5 protein-coding genes are annotated in these 6,000 nt (G+C 71.1%); 4 read left to right on the forward strand and 1 reads right to left on the reverse strand.

Annotated elements, in window-relative coordinates; genetic code table 11:
• Positions 1 to 329: 329 nt before the first annotated feature.
• The 3 genes from IEZ00_RS15285 to IEZ00_RS15295 all read left to right on the forward strand — a co-directional run bounded on the left by IEZ00_RS15285 (position 330) and on the right by IEZ00_RS15295 (position 3,589).
• Positions 330 to 896, forward strand: coding sequence for a TetR/AcrR family transcriptional regulator (locus IEZ00_RS15285; RefSeq protein WP_189223866.1), 567 nt, complete (start codon positions 330 to 332; stop codon positions 894 to 896).
• A 46-nt stretch (positions 897 to 942) separates the two neighbouring features.
• Positions 943 to 1,491 (forward strand): DUF4865 family protein, encoded by a 549-nt coding sequence (locus IEZ00_RS15290; protein ID WP_229795694.1) that lies wholly within the window; start codon positions 943 to 945, stop codon positions 1,489 to 1,491.
• 247 nt (positions 1,492 to 1,738) lie between these two features.
• Positions 1,739 to 3,589, forward strand: a complete 1,851-nt coding sequence (locus tag IEZ00_RS15295; RefSeq protein WP_229795696.1) for a glycoside hydrolase family 9 protein — start codon at positions 1,739 to 1,741, stop codon at positions 3,587 to 3,589.
• Between the two features lie 51 nt (positions 3,590 to 3,640).
• Here the strand turns inward: IEZ00_RS15295 and IEZ00_RS15300 are convergent, their stop codons facing one another.
• Positions 3,641 to 4,660 carry a LacI family DNA-binding transcriptional regulator gene (locus tag IEZ00_RS15300; protein ID WP_229795700.1) on the reverse strand — a complete coding sequence of 340 codons (1,020 nt, stop codon included), beginning with the start codon at positions 4,658 to 4,660 and terminating at the stop codon, positions 3,641 to 3,643.
• Between the two features lie 230 nt (positions 4,661 to 4,890).
• Here IEZ00_RS15300 and IEZ00_RS15305 point away from each other — a divergent pair.
• A partial coding sequence (locus tag IEZ00_RS15305) for an L-talarate/galactarate dehydratase (protein ID WP_189223868.1) occupies positions 4,891 to 6,000 on the forward strand: 1,110 nt, incomplete at its 3' end.

Below are 6,000 nucleotides of genomic sequence, written 5' to 3' on the forward strand. Positions count from 1 at the left end.
CCAGCACCCAACGTCGTTGCAGGTGACCGAGGTCAGCGGGCCGACCGTCGAGGTGCGCTTCGATATCGCCGAGCAGGCGGAACTCCATGATCCCCCGACCCCGATGAACGACCATTACGCACACATTCGCGAAATTATTCCACCACCGCAGGCTGCTGTTGCCGACACAGCGGAGGTGGACATCTTTCGAATCAACGGGTTCCGGCGTAAAGTTACTCCACAGAAAAATCCAATCGCGAAGACCGCGGTCCGGACACCGACGAGCCCCGACCACGGGCGAGCACGCGTCATCGTTGTGCCTGTAACAACTAGTATGTACAGTCGCCCCCATGGACACCCGACAGCGGTTGCTGGACGCCACCAGGGAGCTGCTGTGGCAGCGTGGGTACGCCGCGACCAGCCCGAACGCGATCATGAAGGCGGCGCGCGCCGGTCAGGGCAGCCTCTACCACCACTTCGCGGGCAAGGAGGACCTGGCGGCCGAAGCCCTGCGGGGCAGCGCCGAGCAGTTGCGCGAGGAGGCCGCCGCGATCCTCGACGGGGAGGGTTCACCGGCGGAGCGGATCGAGCGGTACCTGACCAGGGAGCGCGACAGCCTGCGCGGATGCCGGATCGGCCGGATGACCGCCGACGCCGACGTGCTGACCTCGGACCGTCTGCGGCAACCCGTGAGCGAGACGCTGGCGTGGCTGGTGGACAGGCTCGCCGGGCTGATCGCCGACGCGCAGGCGGCGGGCGAGTTGCGCGCCGACCTGGACCCTCGCGCCACCGCGTCCTGCGTGGCCTCGACCGTCCAGGGCGGCTACGTGCTGGCCAGGGCGGCGGGCAGCACGGAGCCCTTCGACCAGGCGATCACCGGGGCGGTCCAGCTCCTGCGTGGCGCGATGGTCGGTTGACCGGCCTGCCGCACGACAGCTGAAGGGGAACACGCTCGTGTACGCGATGCAGTACCGGATAAACCTGCCCGCCGACTACGACATGGGGATCATCCGCGACCGGGTCGAGCGTCGCGGGTCGGCCATGGACCGGTTCCCCGGTCTGAGGTTCAAGGCCTACTTGATCAGGGAGCGGCGTCGGGGCGAGCCGACCAACGAGTACGCGCCCTTCTACGTCTGGGACGACATCGAGGGAATGCGGCGCTTCCTGTGGGGCGGCGCCGGGTTCGCCGGGATCGTCGCCTCCTTCGGACGGCCCGCCGTCCAGGACTGGACCGTGGCCGCGGTGCTGGACGGCCCGTCACGGCACCACGCACCGCGCTGGGCCAGCAGGACGACCACACCGCTGCCAGGGCGCGCGGTGCCCGAGGAAGCCGTCCCCGCGGCGATCTCCGAGCTGAGGGCGGGTCTGGCGCCGGAAGTCCACTCCGCGGTGCTCGCCGTGGACGTCACCACCTGGTCGCTGTGCGCGTTCACCCTCCTGACCCGATCACCGGAGGTCGGCGAGGCGGAGACTTACGAGCTCCTGCACCTGTCCACGGGACCGGCGGCGTGATCACCCGCATTCTCTTGATCATGGCGTGCACCTCTCTCGCTTCCAGTCGGCTTCATGTTGCAGGCAACGCGGCACAGAACCTCTGAGAAAATTTCTCTGCGGACAACGAACGTTGACCAGGTAGTCGCTAGCAGGACAGTATGTGAGCCGCAAGCGCTCGTCTGGGAGCGCTCCCGGTCCGCAACACTGTCGTTCTGGATCGAGAAGTTTTCGGCCAGGGTGGCATGATCCGAAGGAGGATCTGCCCGTGCGCACTCATCAGCGGCTCCCCCGGCGGGTGGCGGTCACGACGGCCTCGGTGCTGGTCGCCGCGGCCCTGACCCCGCCCGCCGTGCTGGCGGCCCCCGACACCGGTCCTGCGGTGAAGGTCAACCAGGTGGCCTACGTGCCGGGACTGCCGAAGCAGGCCACGGTGGTCAACGGCTCGGGGGCGCCCGTGGAATGGTCGTTACGCGACGCCTCGGGGACGAGCGTTGCCTCGGGGCGGACGAGCGTGCGCGGTCCGGACTCGTCGTCCGGTGACAGCGTGCACGTCGTGGACTTCTCGTCGTTCGACACGCCGGGCACGGGTTACGTGTTGTCGGTGGCCGGGGCGAACAGCAACCCGTTCGACATCTCCGCCGATCCGCTCAAGCGCCTGCGCTACGACGCCTTGGCGTTCTTCTACCACCAGCGCAGCGGCACACCGATCCAGGCCCAATACGTGGGCGACCGGTACGCGCGGCCTGCCGGACACCTCAACGTCGCCCCGAACAGGGGTGACAACGGGGTGCCGTGCCGGGTGTCGTGCGGTTACACCTCCGATGTGCGGGGTGGTTGGTACGACGCGGGCGACCACGGCAAGTACGGTGTGGACACCGGTATCGCCGCGTGGCAACTGGTCAACGAGTACGAGCGCACGCTGTACGTGAACGGCGCGGACCGGGCGGCCCTGGGCGACGGGAAGCTGGCGATCCCCGAGCGCGGCAACGGTGTGCCCGACATCCTCGACGAGGCCCGGTGGGGCGTCGAATTCCTGATGAGGATGCAGGTCCCCGAGGGCCGGGCGGACGCGGGGATGGTGCGGCACAAGGTCAGCGACGAGAACTGGACCGGCCTGCCGCTGCGCCCCGACCAGGACCCGCAACCGCGTCTGCTCTCGGCCGTGACCACCGCCTCGACGCTGAACCTGGCCGCCGCGGCCGCGCAGGCCGCACGGGTGTGGAAGACCATCGACCCGGACTTCGCCTCCCGCGCCCTGACCGCGGCGCGGCGCGCCTACACCGCGGCCAAGGCCAACCCGACGCGCTACGCCGATCCCAACGACGGCAACGGCGGCGGCACCTACGTCGACAACAACGTCACCGACGAGTTCTACTGGGCCGCGGCGGAACTGTTCACCACCACCGGTTCCGACAGCTACCGCGCCGACGTGGTCGGGTCGTCGATGTTCCGCGGCAGGGGTTTCGAGCAGGGCGGGTTCGACTGGTGGTGGACCGCGGGCCTGGGCGACACGACGTTGGCGCTGGTGCCCAACGGGTTGCCCGCCGCGGACGTGGCGGCCACCCGTGCCGCGTTCGCCGCCTACGGCGACCGGCTGCTCGGCCAGGCCGCGGCGCAGGGCTACCCGGCTCCGGCGGGCGGCTACTACTGGGGCTCCAACGGCGTGGTCGCCAACGCGGCCAACGTGCTGGCGCTGGCGCACGACTTCACCGGCCAGGCGAAGTACCGGACGGGCGTCTACCAGACGTTGGACTACCTGTTCGGCCGCAACCCGTTCAACCACTCCTACGTGACCGGTTACGGGGAGCGCGCCACCCGCAACTCGCACCACCGGTTCTGGGCCAACCAGCTCGACCCGTCGCTGCCGATCCCGCCCGCCGGCCTGCTCGCGGGCGGCCCGAACACCGACCTCCAGGACCCGGTCGCCCAGGAGCGGTTGGCGGGCTGCAAGCCCCAGAAGTGCTACCTGGACGACATCAACGCCTGGTCGGTCAACGAAGTGGCGCTGAACTGGAACGCCGCGCTGGCATGGCTGTCGGCGTGGGCCGCGGAGAAGTCCGGACCGAGCGCCCCCGCAGGCACGACCTCCCCCAGCACACCGTCGGACCCGACCTGACCGACTACGTCGGCCGACCGGTGCGGGTCGCCGACACCGGGGCGTCGGCGATCACGCGGGCGGCGGTGCGGTGCTGCCTCGGACGACGAGCTTCGTCGGCAACTCGACGCGGTCGTTGTCCGGCTCACCGCCCGCCGCCAGGGTCAGCAGCATCCCGGCGGCCTCCGCCCCCATCCGCCGCAACGGCTGCCGCACGGTGGTCAGCGGTGGATCGGACCACTGGGTGAACGCCAGGTCGTCGAAGCCGACCACGCTCAGGTCGTGCGGGACGCGCAGCCCCGCCTCGCGGGCGGCGTCGTAGACGCCCAGGGCTTGCAGGTCGTTGGCGGCGAACACGGCGGTGGGCCGGTTGGGCAGGCGCAGCAGCTCGCGGGCGGCGGCGCGGCCGCCGTCGTGGTAGAGGGGCGCGGTCCGCACGAGCTTGCGGTCCTGCGGCACGCCTGCCGCGTCGAGGGCCGCGCGGTAGCCGTCGAGGCGGGCCCGGCAGCACAGGAACTCCGGCGGACCGTTGACCATGGCGACGCGCCGGTGGCCGAGCCCGACCAGGTGCCGGGTGGCGACCAGGCCGCCGTTCCAGTTCGTCGCGCCCACCGACGGGATCGAGTGGGTCGGCTCACCGGTGGGGTCCAGCGCGACCAGCGGGATGGAGCGGCTGCCGAGCTGGGCCAACTGGGCCTCGCTGAACTCCGCGGAGACCGCGATCACCCCGACCGGCCTGCGGGCCAGCATCTGCCGCGCCCACGCGCTCTCCGGGGTGTGGCCGCCCTGCATCTCCGTCAGGGTCACCGCCAGCCCGCTGGGGCGGACCGCCTCCTCGACACCGCGGATGATCTCCAAGGCCCACAGGCTGTCCAACGACTGGAAGACCACCTCGACGATCGGGACCGCCTCGAACTTCTCGTTCTTCTGGAAGCCGTGCTCGCGGATCAACTCCTCGATGCGCCTGCGCGTGCCGTCGGAGACGCCCGGCCGCCCGTGGATCACCTTCGACACGGTCGAGGCGGACACCCCGGCCAGGTCCGCGATCCGGGAAACCCGCACCTCACCACCCGCGCGCCCACCCACAGCCACGACGGCAGCCTACGCGAACCAGCACGGTCGACCGATCATGTCCCGACGGTCCGTCCGATGCGGCCCGGAGGGCGGTGGTGACGTCGTGCGGACCCGGCCCACGTCCCTCGGGCCGCTTCCGGTATGACCGTGACCACGCGCCACCCGGCGTCGGGCCTGCGGTTCGCCCCTGGGAAGCCCCCGGGAAACCGCGCCTCGTCCGCTGCCCCCGATCCCGCGAACGGAGTGCCATGACCGCCGTGCTCGACCGGATCACCTCGGTGACCCTGTCGTCGGTGACCCTGCCCCTGCCCACGGGCGTCAGCGACGCCAAGGTGCTCACCGGCAGGCAGCGGCCGATGACCGAGGTCGCCTTCCTGTTCGCTGAGATCGGCACCGAGGCGGGCCTGGAGGGGGTGGGCTTCAGCTACGCCAAGCGCGCGGGCGGCCCGGCCCAGTTCGCCCACGCCCGCGAGGTGGCCCCCGACCTGGTCGGCGAGGACCCCAGCGACATCGGCAGGCTGTGGACCAAGCTGGTGTGGGCGGGCGCGTCGGTGGGCCGCAGCGGCGCCTCCACCCAGGCGTTGGCCGCCATCGACGTGGCGCTGTGGGACCTCAAGGCCAAGCGGGCGGGCCTGCCGCTGGCCAAGCTGCTGGGCGCGCACCGCGATTCGGTGCGCTGCTACAACACCTCCGGCGGCTTCCTGCACGAGTCGGTCGAGCAGGTCAAGGACAACGCCACCCGCGCGCTGGAGTCCGGCGTGGGCGGCGTCAAGATCAAGGTGGGCAGGCCGGACTGGGCCGAGGACCTGCGCCGGGTGGCCGCCGTGCGCGAGCACATCGGCGACGCGGCGCCGCTGATGGTCGACGCCAACCAGCAGTGGGACCGGCCCACCGCGATGCGGCTCTGCCGGGCGCTGGAGGAGTTCGACCTGGTCTGGATCGAGGAGCCGCTGGACGCCTACGACACCGAGGGCCACGCGCGGTTGGCGCGGTCGCTGGACACCGCCGTCGCCACCGGCGAAATGCTGACCAGCGTCGCCGAGCACTACGAGCTGATCCGCCACGACGCGGTGGACGTCCTGCAGCCCGACGCGCCGCGCATCGGCGGCATCACCCAGTTCCTCAAGCTGGCCGCCCTGGCCGAGCACCGCCACCTGCCGATCGCACCGCACTTCGCCATGGAGATCCACGTGCACCTGGCCGCCGCCTACCCGCTGGAGCCGTGGGTGGAGCACTTCGACTGGCTGCACCCACTGTTCAACGAGCGACTGGAAACCAGCGGCGGGCGGATGCACCTGTCGGACCGCCCCGGACTGGGCATCACCCTCAGCGAGCAGGCGCGCGCCTGGACCGTCGAC

The organism is Saccharothrix coeruleofusca (assembly GCF_014648515.1).
Lineage (GTDB): Bacteria > Actinomycetota > Actinomycetes > Mycobacteriales > Pseudonocardiaceae > Actinosynnema > Actinosynnema coeruleofuscum.

Coding starts and splice junctions, on each gene's coding strand:
- IEZ00_RS15285 (WP_189223866.1), top strand. CDS start 330: ATGGACACCCGACAGCGGTTGCTGGACGCCACCAGGGAGCTGCTGTGG.
- IEZ00_RS15290 (WP_229795694.1), top strand. CDS start 943: ATGCAGTACCGGATAAACCTGCCCGCCGACTACGACATGGGGATCATC.